Below are 17,953 nucleotides of genomic sequence, written 5' to 3'. Positions count from 1 at the left end.
CCCCCCCCCCCCCCCCCCCCCCCCCCCCCCCCCCCCCCCCCCCCCCCCCCCCCCCCCCCACGCCCCCGCCGCGGACGGGCGGGCCGGGCCAGGCGCCCGGCGGGCCGGCGCCAGGCGGCCGGGACGGCTTCCGGTCCGGCGGCTCCGGGGACGGTCACGAGGACGTCGAGGGCCACCCCCATCCCGAACACCGGGAGCACGCGGCCTGGGGCCGGGCCGGTTCCTGGGCCGCCCCGCGCATGCCGCGCGGGGCGCGGCCCGCCGATCTGGCGGACCTGCCCGGTACCGAGTCCCCCCGGGGCGAGGGCTCCTCGGCCGGGTCCCGGATATCCGGCTTCCCGCGGCAGCGCCGGGCGCCCGGCGCCGGCGCGGGAGCCCGCAGCACCCCGGGGCCGCGGAAGGACTTCGTCGAGGCCTTCGACGTTCCGGCACCCGCCGCACCCGCCGCACCCGCCGCACCCGCCGCACCCGCCGCACCCGCCGCACCCGCCGCACCCGCCGACCCGGCCTCCCCTCCCCCGTCCGGTCCGGCCTCCCCTTCCGGTCCGGCCGCCACCGAACTCGGGGCGCCCGCCGAGGACGCCCCGCCGGCCGCGCAGGCCGGGGGGCAACCCGAACGGCGCAAGAAGGCCGCCGCATCCCGCGCTCTCAGCGGCGCCGCCGCCGCGGCGGTCGTGACCGTGCTGGCCGTGGTGGTGGCGGGCCAGATGGCCGGCGGGGGTGAGAAGCGTCACCCGTCCGCCGCCGCGTCACCGGCAGGCAGCCGGAGCGCGGACGGCTCCGCGTCCCGCTCCGAGGGCCGAGCGACCCCCTCGGCCTCACCCTCCGCGGTCGCCACCCCGCTCACCTACGGCCAGGCCATGGCTCAGACCTACCCGCTCGACCCGCACCTGCGGCTGTCCGGGACGTTCCAGACCGTGGGCGGCCACGAGAAGGCGCCCGGCAAGGGCAGACTGCTGCGGGTGCGGGTGGACGTCGAGAAGGGGCTGCCGCTGGACGCCCGGGTCTTCGCGGACGCGGTCTACAAGACACTGAACGACAAGCGCAGTTGGGCGCACGCGGGAACCCGTTCCTTCGAGCGGGTCTCAACGGGTCCCGCGGACATCGTGATCACTCTGGCGAGTCCGGGAACGACGGCCGCCTGGTGCGCCAAGTCCGGTCTGGACACGACGATTGACAATGTGTCATGTGACGCGGCGTCGACCCCGCGGACGATGATCAACGCGTACCGCTGGGCCCAGGGCGCCAAGACCTACGGCCCGGACCGGATGCTCACCTACCGCGAGATGCTGATCAACCACGAGGTCGGGCACCGGCTCGGTTTCAACCATGTGCTCTGCCCCAAGCAGGGAGCCCTCGCCCCGGTCATGATGCAGCAGACCAAGTTCCTCTCCTACGGGGGCCTGACCTGCAAGCCCAACGCCTGGCCCTACCCCCGGGGCTAGCTTTTTGACATCGGGCGATTAATCGTTCAATGTTTTCGACATGCCGCACTGCCCTGCCTCAGACGCCGACGCCAGCATCGAGCTGGCGCTCATCGGCGTGGCCGGGCACTGCGTGGCCGACATCCTGTGTCGGTGCTCCACGGTGCCGGGCGCTTAACAGGGAACGTTCCCTCCTTCCGCCCCGGTCCTTCCGCCCGTGGGCACAGCGCTCGACGCACACTCGAACTCCCCGGCCTCCCCTTGGGGCCGTCGCCGCTGCCTGCGGGCCTTCCACAGCCCTGCCCACGCCATCTCGCAGCCGCGAAAGGGATTCTCGATGCCTCACCCGTCCGTCACACCCCGCCGTCTCGCAGCGGCGGCCGTCGTCCTGGCCATCACCGGTGGCGCCGCCGCATGCGGCCCGGAGGACAACGGGGCCAAGGCGGCCGACGGCAAGCCCGCCAAGGGCGGCACGCTCTACGTCCTCAACCAGTCCCCGCAGGAGGACTTCGACCCCGCCCGGCTCTACACCTCCGGCGGCGGCAACATCCCCGGACTGGTCTTCCGTACGCTGACCACCCGCAACCGCGAGAACGGCGCGCCCGGTACGAAGGTCGTCCCCGACCTCGCCACCGACACCGGCACGCCCAACAAGGACGCCACGGTGTGGACGTACCACCTCAAGGACGGCCTGAAGTACGAGGACGGCAGCCCGATCACCACCGCCGACATCAAGTACGGCATCGAGCGCTCCTTCGCCGCCGAACTGTCCGGCGGCGCCCCCTACCTGCGCGACTGGCTGATCGGCGGCAAGGACTACCGGGGCCCGTACAAGGACAAGAACGGCCTGTCCTCGATCGAGACCCCGGACGCGAAGACCATCGTCTTCCACCTGAACAAGCCGGAGGGCGACTTCCCGTTCCTGGCCACCCAGACCTCCTTCGCCCCCGTGCCCAAGGCCAAGGACACCGGCACCAAGTACGAGAACCACCCCTTCTCCTCCGGCCCCTACAAGGTCGTCAGCAACGAGAACGACGGTGAGCGCCTCGTCCTGGAGCGCAACACCCACTGGGACCCGCAGACCGACGGGGAGCGCGCGGCCTACCCGGACCGCATCGACGTGAGCTCCGGCCTCGACGCCGCCGTGATCAACCAGCGGCTGTCCTCCGGCTCCGGCAAGGACGCGGCGGCCGTCACCACCGACACCAACCTCACCGCCGCCGAACTCGCCAAGATCACCGGTGACAAGGAGCTCGCGGGCCGGGTCGGCACCGGCCACTTCGGCTACACCGACTACATCGCCTTCAACCCGAAGGTGAAGCCCTTCGACAATCCCAAGGTGCGCCAGGCCATCTCCTACGCGGTCGACCGCAGCACCGTCGTCAACGCTCTCGGCGGCTCCTCGCTCGCCGAGCCGGCCACCACCTTCCTGCCCGCGCAGAAGGCCTTCGGCTACGCACCGTACGACGCGTTCCCGGCCGGCAAGAGCGGCGACGCCGCCAAGGCCAAAGAACTGCTGAAGGAGGCCGGCTACCCGAACGGCCTGACCGTCACGCTGACCCACGACACCGCCACCGGCGACGAGCAGGGCCCCGAGGTCGCCACCGCCCTGCAGGACGCCCTGAAGAAGGCCGGCATCACCGTCCGGCTGCAGGGCCTGGAGTCCAGCGCCTACAGCGAGAAGATCCACAGCGTCAAGACCGAGCCGGGCTTCTTCCTCTCCGGCTGGGGCGCCGACTGGCCGTCCGGCGGGCCCTTCCTGGCCCCGATCTTCGACGGCCGGCAGATCGTCAAGGACGGCTACAACTTCAACAGCGCCCAGCTCGACGACCCGGCCGTGAACAAGGAGATCGACGAGATCAACAAGATCACCGACCTCCAGGCGGCCGCCGCGCGCTGGGGCGCCCTGGACAAGAAGATCGGTGAGCAGGCGCTGACCGTGCCGCTGGCGTACCCCGTCTACAAGCGCCTGTACGGCAAGGACGTCAAGAACGTCGTCATCAGCGACTGGACCGGTGTCCTCGACGTCGCGCAGGTCGCGGTCAAGTGACCACCACTGATGTGCTCGCCGCGCCCGGCAGCTCTGGCGGCGGCTGCGCGCCCAGCGCGCCGCACTCGCCGGTGTCGCCGTGATCGCCCTGCTCGTCCTGGTCGCCCTCGCCGCCCCGCTGCTGGCGGCGCTGGAGGGCCAGGACCCGAACTCGTACCACGCCACGGCCGTCGACTCCGCCCTCGGCGGCGTCCCGATCGGCTCCTTCGGCGGTGTGAGCGCCGACCACTGGCTCGGTGTCGAACCCGGCACCGGGCGCGACCTGTTCGCGCGGCTCGCGTACGGCGCGCGCGTCTCCCTCGGCATCGGCGTGGCCGCCACCGTCGTGCAGGTCGCCATCGGCGTCGCGGTCGGCCTCGCCGCCGGACTCGGCAACCGCTTCCTGGACAACCTGCTCAGCCGGACCACCGACGTGATGCTGGCGCTGCCCACCCTGGTCTTCTCCATCGCCCTGCTGGCGATCGTCCCCGCCGGCTTCCCGCGTCCGGTGCTGCTCGTGCTCGTCCTCGGCCTGCTCGGCTGGGGCGGCACCTCCCGCATCGTCCGGGCCCAGACGCTGAGCCTGAAGTCTTTGGACTATGTGGCCGCCGCCCGGCTCGGCGGCGCCGGAACCTGGCGGATCGCCCGCCGCGAACTGCTGCCGTCGCTTGCCGCGCCCGTGGTGACGTACAGCGCGCTGCTGGTGCCGTCCAACATCGCCTCCGAGGCCGGACTGTCCTTCCTCGGCATCGGCGTCAAGCCGCCCACGCCCTCGTGGGGGCAGATGCTCTCCTCCGCGACCACCTGGTACCAGGCCGATCCGACGTACGTGCTGCTGCCCGCCGGCCTGATCTTCGTCACCGTCCTCGCCTTCACCGTGCTCGGCGACGGGGTGCGCACCGCACTCGACCCGCGGGCGGGCAGCCGGCTGCGGGCCGTGACGCGCAGGCGCAAGGAGGCGCGGTCATGACGCTCCTCGCCCGGTTCGCGCTCCGCCGGCTGCTGGCGGCCCTGCTGGTGCTGCTGGTGCTGAGCATCGCGGTCTACGCGCTCTTCTACGTCCTGCCCGGTGACCCGGCGCAACTGGCCTGCGGGCCCAAGTGCTCCGCCGACCAGGTCGCCCAGGTCCGCACCCAGCTCGGTCTCGACGACCCCGCCTGGGCGCAGTTCGCGCACTTCCTGCACGGCCTGTTCGCCGGTTCCGACATCAGCACCGGAGTCGGCACCGAGCACTGCGGCGCCCCGTGCCTGGGCTTCTCGTACCAGAACGGCGAGCAGGTCACCTCGCTGCTCGCCCACCGGCTGCCGGCCACCGCCTCGCTCTCCCTCGGCGCGATGGTGCTGTGGCTGCTCATCGGTGTCGGCAGCGGCGTGCTCTCGGCGCTGCGCCACGGCGGGCTCACCGAGCGTCTGCTGACCGCGGTCACCCTCGCCGGCAACGCCGTGCCCGTCTTCATCATCGGCATCCTGCTGATGCTGCTGTTCGTCTCGGTGCTGGGCTGGCTGCCCTTCCCGTCCTACGTCCCGCTCACCGAGGACCCCGAGCAGTGGGCTTGGAACCTGGTGCTGCCCTGGCTCTCCCTGGCCATCCTCGAGAGCGCCAAGTACGCCCGGCTCACCCGCAGCTCCATGCTGGACACGCTCTCCGAGGACCATGTGCGGACCTTCCGCGCCTACGGCGTGCGCGAGCGCTCCGTCGTCGGACGGCACGCGCTGCGCGGCGCCCTGCCGCCGGTCATCGCGCTGACCGCGCTCGACCTCGGGACGATGTTCGGCGGCGCGGTGCTCACCGAGTCGCTCTTCGGCATCCCCGGGCTCGGCAAGAGCCTGGTGGACTCGGTGAGGACCGAGGACCTGCCGGTGGTCGTCGGGCTCGTGCTGGTCACCGGGTTCTTCGTGGTACTCGCCAACGCCCTCGCGGACGTCCTGTACGCGGTGGCCGACCGACGGGTGGTGCTGTCATGACGTCACCGCTGATCGAGGTCGAGGACCTCACGATCGACTTCCCCACCGGCGCGGGCACCGTCCGCGCGGTGGACGGGCTCTCCTTCTCCCTGGCGCAGGGCGGAGCCCTCGGCATCGTCGGCGAGTCCGGCAGCGGCAAGAGCGCCACCGCCTTCACCCTGCTCGGACTGCACCGCGGCAGCGGCGCGCGGATCGGCGGCTCGGTGCGGGTGGCCGGTGTCGACGTCCTGACCGCGCAGGAGAAGGACCTGCGCGGGCTGCGCGGGGGCCTCGCGGCGATGGTCTTCCAGGACCCGCTGTCCTCGCTCGACCCGTACTTCGCGATCGGCGACCAGATCGCCGAGGTGCACCGGGTGCACCACCCGCAGGCGTCCCGGCGGGCGGCCCGCGCGCGGGCCGTGGAGGTGCTCGACCGCGTCGGCATCCCCGACCCGGCGAGGCGGTCCCGCTTCCGGCCGCACGAGTTCAGCGGCGGCATGCGCCAGCGCGCCCTCATCGCCATGGCGCTGGCCTGCGAGCCGCGGCTGCTCGTCGCGGACGAACCGACGACGGCGCTCGACGTCACCGTGCAGGCGCAGATCCTCGACCTGCTCGGCGATCTGCGGCAGGAGACCGGCATGGGGCTGCTGCTGGTCACCCACGACCTGGGCGTGGTGGCCGGGAGCGTCGACGAGGTCCTGGTGATGAAGGACGGCCGTGCCGTGGAGCGCGGGCCGGTGGGCACCGTACTGGGCGCGCCCCGGCAGCAGTACACCCGCGACCTGGTGGCCGCGGTCCCACGCGTGGAGACGGCGAAGCCGCGGGGCGCCGCCGGGGGTGAGGTCCTGCTCGAAGCCGTCGGCCTGCGACGGGAGTTCGGCCGGCGCGGCGCCAAGGCCGCGGCGGTCGACGGCGTCTCGCTGACCGTGCGCACGGGCGAGACGCTCGGCGTCGTCGGCGAGAGCGGCAGCGGCAAGACGACGCTGGGGCGGATGCTCGTGGGGCTGCTGGAGCCCACGGGCGGCGAGCTGCGGCTCTTGGGCGCGGGCTCCGGCGCGTCCGGCTCCGGCTCCGGTGCGTCGGCCTTCGGCGCGCGGGGGCTGCAGATGGTCTTCCAGGACCCGGTGTCCTCGCTCAACCCGCGGCGCAGCATCGGCGAGTCCATCGCGGACCCGCTGCGGACGGCCGGGGTGCTCGACGACGCCGCGATCGTCGCCCGCGTACGGGAGCTGCTGGAGCGGGTGGGGCTCGACCCGGCCTGGTACCACCGCTACCCCCACGAGTTCAGCGGCGGACAGCGCCAGCGGGTCGGCATCGCGCGGGCGCTGGCCCCCGAGCCGCGGCTGATCGTCTGCGACGAGCCCGTGTCCGCGCTCGACGTCACGACACAGGCCCAGGTCATCGAGCTGCTGGGTGAACTGCAGCGGGAGCTGGGGCTCGCCCTGGTCTTCATCGCCCACGACCTGGCCGTGGTGCGCCAGGTCAGCGACAACGTCGCGGTCATGCGGGCGGGCCAGGTCGTGGAGTACGGGTCCGCCGCACGGGTCTACGACGCCCCGGAGCACGAGTACACCAAGGGGCTGCTGGCGGCGGTCCCGGTCCTCGACCCCGAGGAGTCCGCCGTGCGCCGGGCCGCCCGCCGCGCCCTGGCGGCCACCGCCTGACGCGGTCGGGGCGCGCCTGGTGCCGGTGGGCGCGGCACGCGTGGACGGTGCCCGCGCCCGGCGACGGGACCGTCCCCGTCCACCCGGGACACCCGGCGAACGTGTAGCCGGTCGCAACGCACAACGCCGGGGAAAGTCACGTCTCTTCACCCCTTCCGGTGGCGCGGCGGACGACCGTCCGCCGTGCCACCGCTTCGCCGGAATACGGTCATCCCGCCCGAACAGACCGGTGCGGAGAGGGGGCAGACGTGCGTGTGGCGTTACTCGCGGAGGGTGGTTATCCGTACACCCGGGGTGAGGGGAGCGTCTGGGTCGACCGGCTCGTGCGCGGGCTTGCCGGCCACGAGTTCGCGGTGTACGCGCTGGGCGGGAGCGAACGCGTCGTGGCCTCGGGCATGATGGCGCTGCCGCCCCAGGTCGAGCAGGTGCGCACCCTGCCGCTGTGGGGGCCCGCGCCGGGGCACGGCGCCGGGACCGGCAGGGCGCGCCGACGGCGGGCGCACGTGCTGGAGCGGTACCGCGACCTCGTCGCCGTCCTCGCGGGGGACGCCGGGGCCGACGGCGTGGCGGACCGTTTCGCCTCCGCGCTCCACGGCCTCGCCGTACTCGCCCGCGAGGACGGCGGCCTTCCGTCGCTGCTCCGCTCCGAGCACGCGGTGCGGGTACTGGAGGAGGTCTGCCGGGCGCCCGGCGCGCGCCCCCTCGTCGCGGAAGCCGGGGTGGGCGACCTCCTGCTCGCGGCCGACCAGGTCGAGCGCGTGCTGCGGCCGCTCTCCGCGCCCTGGTACGACGAGTTCGGCGACGCCCTCGCCACCGCCGATCTCTGCCACGCGGTGACGGGCGGCACCGCACTGCTTCCCGCGCTGCTGGCCAAACGGTTCTTCGGTACGCCGCTGCTGGTCACCGAGTACGGCGTGCGGCTGCGCGAGACCCTGCTGCGGCACCGCGCCGCGGGCCTGCCCGCCCCCGTACGCGCTCTGCTCGCCGCCTTCCACCGCCATCTGGCGGGCGAGGCGTACCGCAGGGCCGACCTGGTCACCCCCGGCAACGCCCACGCCCGCCGCTGGCAGGAGCACTGCGGCGCCGAGCGGGACCGCGTCCGTACGGTCTACCCCGGCTACCAGGGGTGTCTGCCCGAACCCGTCTCCGAGGCCGAGGGCGGGGACCCCACGCTGGTGTGGGTCGGCCGGGTCGAGCCCGGCAAGGACCTGATCGGGCTGCTGCACGCCTTCGGGGAGGTGCGCAAGGAGGAGGCCGGGGCGCGGTTGCGGGTCGTCCGTGCCGGCGCGGACGACCCCGGGTACCTGGAGCGGTGCCGCTCCCTGGCGGCGCAGCTCTTCCCGGACGAGGCGGCCGACGCCTACGCGGCGGGGGAGAACCCGGTCACCTTCGAGGAGCTGGGCGCGCCGGGCGCCGCCGCGCTGCCCGACGCCTACGCGGCGGGGGACGTGGTCGTCCTCTCCAGCGTCGTCGAGGGGTTCCCGGTCACCCTGGTCGAGGCCATGTTCTGCGGCCGGGCCACCGTCTCGACGGATGTCGGGGCGGTACGGGAGGTCATCGGGGGGACCGGCCTGATCGTGCCGCCCCGCAACCCCAAGGCGCTCGCCGAGGCCTGCGTCGCCCTGCTGCGCGACACCGAGCGCCGCCGTCGGCTCGGCGCCGCCGCACGCGAACGCGCCCTGGAGCTCTTCACCGTCGAGCGGAACCTGGCGGCGTTCCGCGAGATCTACCTCGACCTGGTCGCCCACGCGCCCGGCCGCCCGGCCCCGCTGCGCGACCCCGACGGCACCCCCGTCCCCTTCGGGCGACCCGCCGAATCCCGCGTCCGGGGCCGCTGGACGGCCCGGCCCTCCTGGGCGCTGGCCGCCCGCGAACCCGCGCCCGCCGCCCGCGAACCCGCGCCCGCCGCCCGCGAACCCGCGCCCGCCGCCCGCGAACCCGCGCCCGCCGCCCGCGAACCCGCGCCCGCCGCCCGCGAACCCGCGCCCGCCGCCCGCGAACCCGCGTACGCCGGGGCCGAGAGGCGGGAGCGCGCATGAGCCACGCGCGGGTGGGGGAGACCGGCACGAGCAGGAGCGGCCCCCGCAGACGCGGCCCCGCCGATCCCGTCCGGTCCCTGATGCACCGTCATCGTCAGTTGTGCGCCGAGGCCGTGGACCCGCTGGAGATCGTGGCGGGGCTGGAGGCGCAGGGCGTCACCGACCGCGTCGCGGGGGGCTTCCGGCACCGCGACGTCTTCACCCTCGCCGAGGAGCTGTACGCACGGGTGCCCCGCGCCGCCACCCCGCCCGCCGCGGGCGGGCCGACCGGCCGCCCGGCGCTGCTGCTCACCCTCGTGCCCGGCGCCGTCTGCGCCGCCGCGAGCGGGGCGCTGCGCGTGCTGCCCGCCGTCACCGTCGTCGCCGTGGCCGTGCCGCTGCTCCTGCTCGCCCTCCTCGCCGCCCTGCGCCGCGGACCGCTGCGGGCGCCCTACGGCACGGGCCCGGGCGGCGCGGTGTGGAGCTGCTGGCTGGTGGGCTTCGGGCTCTGCGGGCCGAGCGTCCTCGACGGATTCGCCGGGGGCGTGCTGCCCTCCGAGGCCACCGCCGAACTGACCGCCCTGGCGCTCGGCCTCGCACCGGCGGCCTGGTGCGCCCACCGCTTCGCGGTGCGCTCCCGGGGCCATCTGCTGCGCAGCCGGTCCCTGGAGGAGTTCGGCGGCGCCGTGCGGCCGATGCTGGCGGGCACGCTCGCGCTCTTCCTCGGCTGTGTGCTCGCGCTGCTGTACGCAGCCCGCGCCGTGGCCGGGGCCCCCTTCGAGCCCGCCGCGCCGGCCGGTCCGGCCGCGCTCGCCCTGCTGCTGTTCACCGCCCGGCTGCTCGCGGTGCACGGCCAACCCGACCCGGCCGCCATCGTCACCGGCATCGCCTGCGCCGGTGAGGCCGTCGCGCTCGCCGCCGCCCTGCTGGACCGCCTCCCCCTCCCGCCGGCCGCCGTCCCCGGCGCGGCCTGCGGCGCCGCCGCCCTGGCGCTGGCGGCCCACGCCCTGGCCACGCTCTCGCGCGCCACCGCGCACCCGGCCCCGGCAGCGCCGCGATGAGCGGACGGCGGCCGATCAGGCCCGGCACACCCAGCAGTTCGGAAGAAGAAGCCAAGGAGCTACCCACGATGACCCACCCGCACCCCCGGCCACGGCACGCGCAGCGGAGGCGCTCCCGATGAGAGTCCTCCTCCTGGGCGCCAACGGATTCATCGGCCGCCACGTGGCCGAGCGGCTGCTGGCGGACCCCGCCGTGCAGCTGACCGCGCTCGGCCGCAGCGACGACGCCGACGTGCGGTTCGACCTGTCGTCCGGCAGCCCCGGCGCACTGGCCCGGTTCATGGACGCCGTCCACCCCGGGGTCGTCGTCAACTGCGCGGGCGCCACACGCGGCGGGGCACGCGAACTCACCCGGCACAACACCATCGCGACCGCGTCCGTGTGCGAGGCCATGCGCCGCAGCGCCACCTCGGCCCGGCTGGTCCAGGTGGGCTGCGCCGCGGAGTACGGGCCCTCGCCCACCGGTTCCTCGACGGCCGAGGACGCGGTGCCCCGGCCCGGCGGCCCGTACGGGGTCAGCAAGCTCGCGGGGACGGAACTGGTGCTCGGCTCCGGACTCGACGCCGTCGTGCTGCGGGTCTTCACCCCGGTCGGGCCGGGGACGCCCACCGCATCGCCGATCGGGCGGCTCGCGGAGGCGATGCGCCGGGCCATGCAGACCGGCGACGGCGACCTGAAGCTGACCGGCCTCGCTGTGCAGCGGGACTTCGTGGACGTACGCGACGTGGCCCGCGCCGTGCACGCGGCCTCGCTGTCCGCCGCCCAGGGCCTGGTCAACATCGGCACGGGCCGAGCCGTGCCGCTGCGCGAGGTCGCGGCGTCCCTGGCCCACGCCGCGGGCTACGCGGGCGCCCTCCACGCGGTCGAGGACCCTCACGCGCCGGCGAACGGCAGTGGCCACCCCCACTACCCGGACGGCTGCGGCGCCTGGCAGCAGGCCGACATCCGCACCGCCCGCGACCGCCTGGGATGGCGCCCGCGCATCGCCCTCGAGGAATCCCTGGCCGACGTCTGGATGGAGGCGGCATGCCGCGTGTGAACCCCAGCGGCCTGCGCAAGCCCGTCGACCGCTGCGACGGACTGGGCTTCGGCGTCCCCGCGTACGCGCACCCGCTGGTCGCCCCCGGCGAATGGGCCGAGATGGCCCGCCCGAAGGCCCCGATGCACTGGGTGGTGCTCAACGCCGCCCGCGGCCCCGGCGCCCGGGTCGACCCGCTCTACACGGAGGCGTGCGCCCGGTTGCGCGACGCCGCCGTGCCCGTGCTCGGCTATCTGGACACCCGGCACGGGGCCCGCCCCTTCGGCCAGCTGGTCGCCGACGCGCACCGCTTCCTCGACTGGTACCGGGTCGACGGCTTCTACCTCGACCGCGCCCCGACCACGAGTTCGGAGTTGTCCGACTGCCGGCGGGTGATCACCACCCTGCGCGCGCTGCTGAGCGTGGCGGGCGGCAGTACCGGGCACATCGTGCTGGGCCACGGCTGCCATCCCTACGAGGGCTATGCCGCGGTCGCCGACCAGTTGGTGACCTTCGCCGGGCCGTGGACGCAGTACCGCTGGTCCGAGGCCCCGGAGTGGACGGCCGCGCACCCGCCGGAGCGCTTCTGCCACCTGGTGCACGGCGTCCCCGCCCCGCACCTGGAGAACGCCATGCGGATCGCCCGCTGGCAGGGCGCGGCGACGGTCTACTTCACCGACCGCACCGACCACGCGGCCTGGGACGGCCTGCCGGGTTACTGGGCCGAGGCCTCGCGCATACTGCGCCGACAGCCGCCGCCCACTATGTGACCACCGATCGTCTCGAGTCCCGGGACGGCGGTCTCGGAATGAAGAAGGGCGTGGCAGTGTTACGGGAATAACCACCGTAGTGATCGATCGACAAACGGAGTCCCCGTGTCGCTGCCACCCCTGGTCGAGCCGGCCGCCGAGCTCACCGTCGACGAGGTCCGCAGGTACTCCCGCCACCTGATCATCCCCGATGTGGGGATGGACGGGCAGAAGCGGCTGAAGAACGCGAAGGTGCTCTGCGTGGGCGCCGGCGGCCTCGGGTCGCCCGCCCTGATGTACCTGGCGGCCGCCGGTGTGGGCACGCTCGGCATCGTGGAGTTCGACGAGGTCGACGAGTCCAACCTGCAGCGTCAGATCATCCACAGTCAGGCGGACATCGGCCGCTCCAAGGCGGAGTCCGCCCGGGACAGCATCAAGGGCATCAACCCCTACGTCGACGTGGTCCTTCACGAGGAGCGGCTCGAGGCCGAGAACGTGATGGACATCTTCAGCCAGTACGACCTGATCGTCGACGGCACGGACAACTTCGCGACCCGCTACCTGGTCAACGACGCGTGCGTGCTGCTGAACAAGCCGTACGTCTGGGGCTCGATCTACCGCTTCGACGGCCAGGCGTCGGTCTTCTGGTCCGAGCACGGCCCCTGCTACCGCTGCCTCTACCCCGAGCCCCCGCCGCCGGGCATGGTCCCCTCCTGCGCCGAGGGCGGCGTCCTCGGCGTGCTGTGCGCGTCCATCGGCTCCATCCAGGTCACCGAGGCCATCAAGGTCCTCACCGGCACCGGCGAGCCGCTGGTCGGCCGGCTGATGATCTACGACGCCCTGGAGATGCAGTACCGCCAGGTCAAGGTCCGCAAGGACCCGGACTGCGCGGTGTGCGGCGAGAACCCGACCGTCACCGAGCTCATCGACTACGAGGCCTTCTGCGGCGTCGTCTCCGAGGAGGCGCAGGAGGCGGCGATGGGTTCGACGATCACTCCGAAGCAGCTCAAGGAGTGGATCGACGACGGTGAGAACATCGACATCATCGACGTCCGCGAGCCGAACGAGTACGAGATCGTCTCCATCCCGGGCGCGCGTCTGATCCCCAAGGACGAGTTCCTCATGGGCAACGCCCTCCAGGACCTTCCGCAGGACAAGAAGATCGTCCTGCACTGCAAGACCGGCGTCCGTTCCGCCGAGGTCCTCGCGGTGCTGAAGTCCGCGGGCTTCGCCGACGCGGTCCACGTCGGCGGCGGTGTGATCGGCTGGGTCAACACGATCGAGCCGCACAAGCCGGTCTACTGAGCGCGGCGCCCGCTCATCAGCGGGCCTGACGAAGCCCACGGCTCCCAGCTGCGATGCCGTGGGCTTCTGTCGTCTCTGTCCGACGGCACTGCCGAGCGAGTCGGCCGGGCGCCTTCCCGGTCACTGCACGCCGTTGCGGATGACGTCCGGGCGGTTGGTGATGATGCCGTCGGCGCCGAGGGCGGCCATGCGGACGGCGGTGGCGAGGTCGTCGACCGTCCAGGCGTTCATGCGCAGCGGCTTGCCGTCGGGGCCCTTGACGCTGTGGACGGCCTGCACATAGGCGTAGGTGACGTCCTTCGCGTCCGGATTGATCTGGTCGGCGAAGGCCGCGTACTCCTTCAGGCAGGAGACCGGCGGGCTTCCCAGGAACCCGGTGACGACGGCCGGGCGCAGCTCGTGGGTCCGGCGCAGGGCGTCGGCGTCGAAGCTCTGGATGACCAGCCGGCCGGAGAGGTGGGCCTGGTCGAGCCAGCCGGCCTTCTCGAGGGCGTCGACGGTCTGCTTCTCGATACCCGGGTAGAGCTCGGGCCGCTTGAGTTCCAGCAGCAGGCCCTGCCGGTCCTGGTCGAGCAGGCGCAGGTACTCCTCGAGGGTGGGGACGCGCTCGCCGCTGAAGTGGGGGGCGAACCAGACGCCGGCGTCGAGCCGGCGGATCTCGGCAAGGGTGAAGTCGGCGACGCGCCAGGGGGCCCGGTCCGGGAAGACCTGCTCGACGTCGGTCGTGCGGTTCAGCGTCGCGTCGTGGATCACGACCAGGGCCCCGTCCTTGGTGCGCTGGACGTCGTTCTCCACCCACGTGATGTGCTGCTCGTGGGCCCGGCGGACGGCCGCCAGGGTGTTCTCGGGCGCCTCGGTGGAGGCGCCGCGGTGGGCGAAGACCGTGGGGGTGGAGGGGTCCGCGGGTGCGGCGTGGGCCGGCATGGTGACGCACGCGGAGGCGCCCAGGAGGATGGTGGCCGCGACGGTACGGGCGAGGCTCTGGTGCATGCGTACTCCTCACGACGGCGCGGGGCCCCCTCATGACCGAGGGTCGCAGCCCGTACCAGGACATGTCGGTGTACGGCAAGGCAGACGGGTGAACGGCGTCATCCCGTTCCCCCGTCAGAGTGGCACGCGCGGCGTCCGGTCGCAGGTCGTAGCGCCGGCGCCCTGCCGGCCGGGCGGCACCCCGCCGACCGGGCCGGGCGGGGTGCCGCCGCGCCCCCGGGCACGGGGCCGGGGCCGGGGTCAGCGGTGGCGGCCCTCCGTCATCGCCTCCAGCGTGTCCCGGTGCGGGATCAGGGCGTCGGGGTCGGCCGGCATCTCGCGCTGCCCGAAACGGACCTGGCGGTGGCCGGCCCGCAGCATCACGACCGCGTGCCGGAGCGCGGCGTACACGAGGTGGAAGTCGAGGTCACGCGGGGTGTGCCCGGTCAGCTCCGCGTAGGTGGCGGCCGCGCGGCCGGGGTCGAGGAAGTCCGGCATGCCGGGGAATCCGGCGGTGACGGTGAGGTCCTGGAAGAAGCGGTGCTGGTGCAGCAGCCAGGCCAGGTCGAGTTCCCGGGGACCGGCGGAGGCCGTCCCCCAGTCGAGGACGGCGGCCGGGGTGAAGTCCGCGTCGTAGGCGATGTTGCCGATCCTGGCGTCGCCCAGGCTGAGCACGGACGCGCCGGGGTCGGCGGGCCAGTGCTTCTCCACCCAGGCGAAGGCCCGCTCGACGAGGGGGGAGCGCGCCGTCCCGTCGACGACCCACGCGTAGTGGGCGCGCAGGGCGTCCACATGCGCGCGCAAGGTGCCCTCGCCCGGCAGGGTGTGGAGGTCCGCGAGGACCCGCAGCGTCGAACGCTCCAGCCGCGCCCGGTCCTCCGCGGAGGCGTCGAAGAGCCAGTTGCCGCCGAAGGTGTAGGGCATGGTGTCCGGCGGCACGCGCCCGGGGACGCGCTCCCTGACGAAGAACGGCGCGCCGAGCGGATCGGGGTCGGTCTCCAGCCACAGCAGTTCGGGCACGGGGACGCGGGTGCGGGCCGCGACCGTCCGGATGACGCGGTACTGCGCGGCCATGTCGTACGCCGGGAAGAGGGGGTAGCCCTCCGGGTCGCCGGCCAGCCGCAGCACGCAGGGACGGATGCGCTGGCGGGCGGTGCCCGCCGGATGGGGGACGGCCAGGTCGAACAGGACGGTCTCGCCGGGCACCGCGTCCGAGGCGGGCAGGCGCACGTTCCGGCTGCGGGCCCCGGGGTGCTTCTCGGTCAGCCACGCGTCGAGCCGGCTGCGCAGCAGCAGGGGGTCGCGGGTGAGGGTGCGCACCGTTGTCACAAGGCCTCCTGACCGGTGGAGCCGCTGGAAGTGGGGCGGCCGAAGCCGCCGTGCTCAAAGATGCCGTAGCCGACCCGGCCGTCCCAGGCGAAACGCGCGGTGTGGCCGGTGACTTCGTACGCGGCGGGTGCTGTGACCGACGGATCCGTCAGGTCATAGGCATGGCGGTCGACCCCTCCACGGCGGCCCTGCCCCCCGGTGTGCCGCCCGTCGCGGGCGGGCCGCGGGCGGCCGGTCCCGACGGTGGGCGGGCCGGAGAGCAGCACCTCGGCCTCGATCCTCCCGCCGTCCAGGTGGACGACGGCCGAGACGGGTGCCCGGGTGCCCTCGCGGTAGGCCACGTCGACCCTGGCCCGGCCCAGTCGCCGGTCCGGGCCGCGCTCGGTGATGTGCAGGGCCTCGTCCAGGGATCGGTAGCCGTCGGCGTCCTGCTGGGCGGTCAGCGCCACGAAGCGGTCGTCGAAGCGGATCGCCATCCACAGCCAGGGGAAACCGCGCGGACGGTGCCCCTCCCCGGCCTGCCCCGGAGCCTGGCGGGGCACCGGGTGCGCGTCCCGGCTGCGGTCCCGGGTGGCCGTCCAGCGGCCGCGTTCCACACGGATCTCCTCGCCGTCGCCGGTGCGGACGACTCCGTGGCAGGTGCCGGCCTGGACGAAGCGCCTGGCCTGGGGGAAGAGCCGGCCGTCGCGGAAGGGCGTGTGGTGCGGCTCCTCGACGGCAGGGAAGGCCGCCTCCCACTGCAGGTCGTAGGAGAGGAACTCGTCGTCGCAGGTCAGCCGGAGCCTGTGGAGCGGTTCCAGGACGTCGAAGCGGAGCGGACCGACCTGCTGCCGTGTGCGGTCCTCCCCGAGCGTGTCGCGGGCGCGCACCGCGAGGACGCCGGTGCCGCGGGTCAGGGTCGCGTGGGCGTAGGCGTAGGCGTCGGCGTCCGCGCTGCCGGGGCCGGGGCCGTGGTGCACGCCGAGGCCCGCGACAAGCAGGGTGCGGCCCTCGTGGTCGAGGAAGTGGAAGGTGGAACGGTCGTGGGCGTCCCCGCCGGGCCCGACGGGGTGGTGTGCGGGCCGGGCGCTCCGAGGGATCGGGTGCTCGTCCGGGGGCACGGGTCGAGGCGCGGGCATGAGGCTGATGATGCGGCGGCGCGCTCGCGGTGGGAAGGGGTCGTGCGGCGGCCATTCGCCCTGCGCGGGGCCGCGCGCCCTGCCGCGCCCGCGCGCTCCGGACGCGCCACCGCCGCGCCCGCGTGCCCCGGACGCGCCACCGCCGCGCCCGCCGAGCGCCGCGGCGCCCCCGTCGCGTCCCCGTCAGCGCTCGCCGGTCCCGCCGGTCTTGCCGTCCGGCTTGCGCCTGGCCCTGCTCGGCTGCACCCGCGTCGGCTCCCCGGGCATCTTGGGGTGGTCCGGCGGGTACGGCAGGTCGCCCAGCCCGTGGTCGCGTTCGTCGCGCTCGGCCAGTTCAAGGACGGCGTCCAGCCGGCAGGCGTGCTCCTCCATTCCGGCGTGGACGTCCCCCAGCTCGGCGTACCGCGCAGGCATCGTGGACAGGTCGAAGTCCCGCGGGTGCACCTGCGGCACCTCCTCCCAGCGCAGCGGCGCCGAGACCGGGGCATGCGGCCTGGGCCGTACGGAGTAGGCGGAGGCGATGGTGCGGTCGCGCGCGGTCTGGTTGTAGTCGACGAAGATCTTCTCGCCCCGCTCCTCCTTCCACCACGCGCTGGTGACCTGCCGCGGCATCCGCCGTTCCATCTCGCGGGCGAGGGCGATCGCGGCCCGCCGCACTCCCGTGAACGTCCACTCCGGCTCGATGGGGACGAAGACGTGCAGGCCCCGCCCGCCGGAGGTCTTGGGCCAGCCGCGCAGGCCCAGCTCCTCCAGCAGACCGCGCAGTTCGCCGGCGACGCGCACCGCGTCGGAGAAGTCGGTGCCCGGCTGCGGGTCGAGGTCGATGCGCAACTCGTCAGGGTGGTCGAGGTCCGCCCGCCGGACCGGCCAGGGGTGGAAGGTGAGGCAGCCGAGGTTGGCGCCCCAGACGACCGCGGCCACCTCGGTCGGGCAGATCTCGTCGGCGTGGCGGCCGGAGGGGAAGCGGATACGGCCGGTGGGGATCCAGTCGGGGGTGTTCTTCGGCGCGCGCTTCTGGAAGAACGACTCGCCCCCCACCCCGTCCGGGTAGCGCTCCATCGTCGTCGGCCGGTCGCGCAGCGCCCGCAGGGCGCCGTCCCCGACCGCGAGGTAGTAGCGGGCCACGTCCAGCTTGGTGAAGCCCGGTTCCGGGAAGTACACCTTCCCCGGGTTCGAGATCCGGACCGTCCGCTCGCCGACGGTCAGCTCGACCGCCTCCGCCATGCCGTCACCGCCTCTCCCGTCCCTGACTGCCCCGAACTGTCCCCGGACTGTCCCCGGCTGTAACCCGACACGGTAGGGCCGACGGGCGGGTCGCGCCTGCC

General features: G+C 74.1%; 15 protein-coding genes. 11 read left to right on the top strand and 4 right to left on the bottom strand.

The window, feature by feature from the left end; translation table 11 throughout:
• Positions 1-239 precede the first annotated feature (239 nt).
• From AC3ET4_RS07985 to moeZ, 11 genes are all read left to right on the top strand, one after another.
• Positions 240-1,445, top strand: coding sequence for a DUF3152 domain-containing protein (locus tag AC3ET4_RS07985; RefSeq protein ID WP_431947402.1), 1,206 nt, complete (start codon positions 240-242; stop codon positions 1,443-1,445).
• Positions 1,446-1,485: 40 nt separating this feature from the next.
• On the top strand, positions 1,486-1,602 hold the full coding sequence (locus AC3ET4_RS07980; RefSeq protein WP_431947400.1) for an Ms4533A family Cys-rich leader peptide: 117 nt from the start codon (positions 1,486-1,488) through the stop codon (positions 1,600-1,602).
• A gap of 159 nt (positions 1,603-1,761) precedes the next feature.
• Complete coding sequence (locus AC3ET4_RS07975) at positions 1,762-3,474, top strand: ABC transporter substrate-binding protein (protein WP_431947398.1); 1,713 nt, start codon at positions 1,762-1,764, stop codon at positions 3,472-3,474.
• A 79-nt stretch (positions 3,475-3,553) separates the two neighbouring features.
• Positions 3,554-4,423, top strand: a complete 870-nt coding sequence (locus tag AC3ET4_RS07970) for an ABC transporter permease (protein WP_488175916.1) — start codon at positions 3,554-3,556, stop codon at positions 4,421-4,423.
• Complete coding sequence (locus AC3ET4_RS07965) at positions 4,420-5,418, top strand: ABC transporter permease (RefSeq protein WP_488175915.1); 999 nt, start codon at positions 4,420-4,422, stop codon at positions 5,416-5,418. The genes AC3ET4_RS07970 and AC3ET4_RS07965 overlap by 4 nt, the downstream gene beginning before the upstream one ends.
• Entirely contained in the window at positions 5,415-7,061 is a 1,647-nt protein-coding gene (locus tag AC3ET4_RS07960; RefSeq protein WP_431947394.1) for a dipeptide ABC transporter ATP-binding protein, read from the top strand. Before AC3ET4_RS07965 ends, AC3ET4_RS07960 begins: the two co-directional genes overlap by 4 nt.
• Before the next feature lie 248 nt (positions 7,062-7,309).
• Complete coding sequence (gene pelF / locus AC3ET4_RS07955) at positions 7,310-9,100, top strand: GT4 family glycosyltransferase PelF (RefSeq protein ID WP_431947392.1); 1,791 nt, start codon at positions 7,310-7,312, stop codon at positions 9,098-9,100.
• Positions 9,097-10,140: a hypothetical protein gene (locus AC3ET4_RS07950; RefSeq protein WP_431947390.1), complete on the top strand. Its 1,044-nt coding sequence runs from the start codon at positions 9,097-9,099 to the stop codon at positions 10,138-10,140. The genes pelF and AC3ET4_RS07950 overlap by 4 nt, the downstream gene beginning before the upstream one ends.
• Positions 10,141-10,258: 118 nt before the next feature.
• The gene (locus AC3ET4_RS07945) at positions 10,259-11,179 is read left to right on the top strand and encodes an NAD-dependent epimerase/dehydratase family protein (RefSeq protein ID WP_431947388.1); all 921 of its coding nucleotides are present in this window, start codon (positions 10,259-10,261) and stop codon (positions 11,177-11,179) included.
• A complete protein-coding gene (locus tag AC3ET4_RS07940; protein WP_431947386.1) occupies positions 11,167-11,928 on the top strand; it encodes a spherulation-specific family 4 protein in 762 nt (253 codons plus the stop codon). Before AC3ET4_RS07945 ends, AC3ET4_RS07940 begins: the two co-directional genes overlap by 13 nt.
• Before the next feature lie 105 nt (positions 11,929-12,033).
• Positions 12,034-13,212 carry an adenylyltransferase/sulfurtransferase MoeZ gene (gene moeZ, locus AC3ET4_RS07935; RefSeq protein ID WP_431947384.1) on the top strand — a complete coding sequence of 393 codons (1,179 nt, stop codon included), beginning with the start codon at positions 12,034-12,036 and terminating at the stop codon, positions 13,210-13,212.
• A gap of 120 nt (positions 13,213-13,332) precedes the next feature.
• Here moeZ and AC3ET4_RS07930 read toward each other — a convergent pair whose 3' ends face one another.
• The 4 genes from AC3ET4_RS07930 to ligD all read right to left on the bottom strand — a co-directional run bounded on the left by AC3ET4_RS07930 (position 13,333) and on the right by ligD (position 17,852).
• Positions 13,333-14,202: a glycerophosphodiester phosphodiesterase gene (locus AC3ET4_RS07930; protein WP_431947382.1), complete on the bottom strand. Its 870-nt coding sequence runs from the start codon at positions 14,200-14,202 to the stop codon at positions 13,333-13,335.
• A 240-nt stretch (positions 14,203-14,442) separates the two neighbouring features.
• Positions 14,443-15,510, bottom strand: a complete 1,068-nt coding sequence (locus tag AC3ET4_RS07925) for a phosphotransferase family protein (protein WP_431947380.1) — start codon at positions 15,508-15,510, stop codon at positions 14,443-14,445.
• Positions 15,507-16,628 (bottom strand): Rv3169 family protein, encoded by a 1,122-nt coding sequence (locus tag AC3ET4_RS07920; RefSeq protein ID WP_431947378.1) that lies wholly within the window; start codon positions 16,626-16,628, stop codon positions 15,507-15,509. The genes AC3ET4_RS07925 and AC3ET4_RS07920 overlap by 4 nt, the downstream gene beginning before the upstream one ends.
• 183 nt (positions 16,629-16,811) lie before the next feature.
• Positions 16,812-17,852 (bottom strand): non-homologous end-joining DNA ligase, encoded by a 1,041-nt coding sequence (ligD, locus tag AC3ET4_RS07915; protein ID WP_431947376.1) that lies wholly within the window; start codon positions 17,850-17,852, stop codon positions 16,812-16,814.
• Positions 17,853-17,953: the final 101 nt, after the last annotated feature.

Source organism: Actinacidiphila sp. bgisy167 (genome assembly GCF_057707665.1).
Note: the sequence above shows the minus strand (reverse complement) of the source record. Positions and strands in the feature narration are given on the sequence as shown.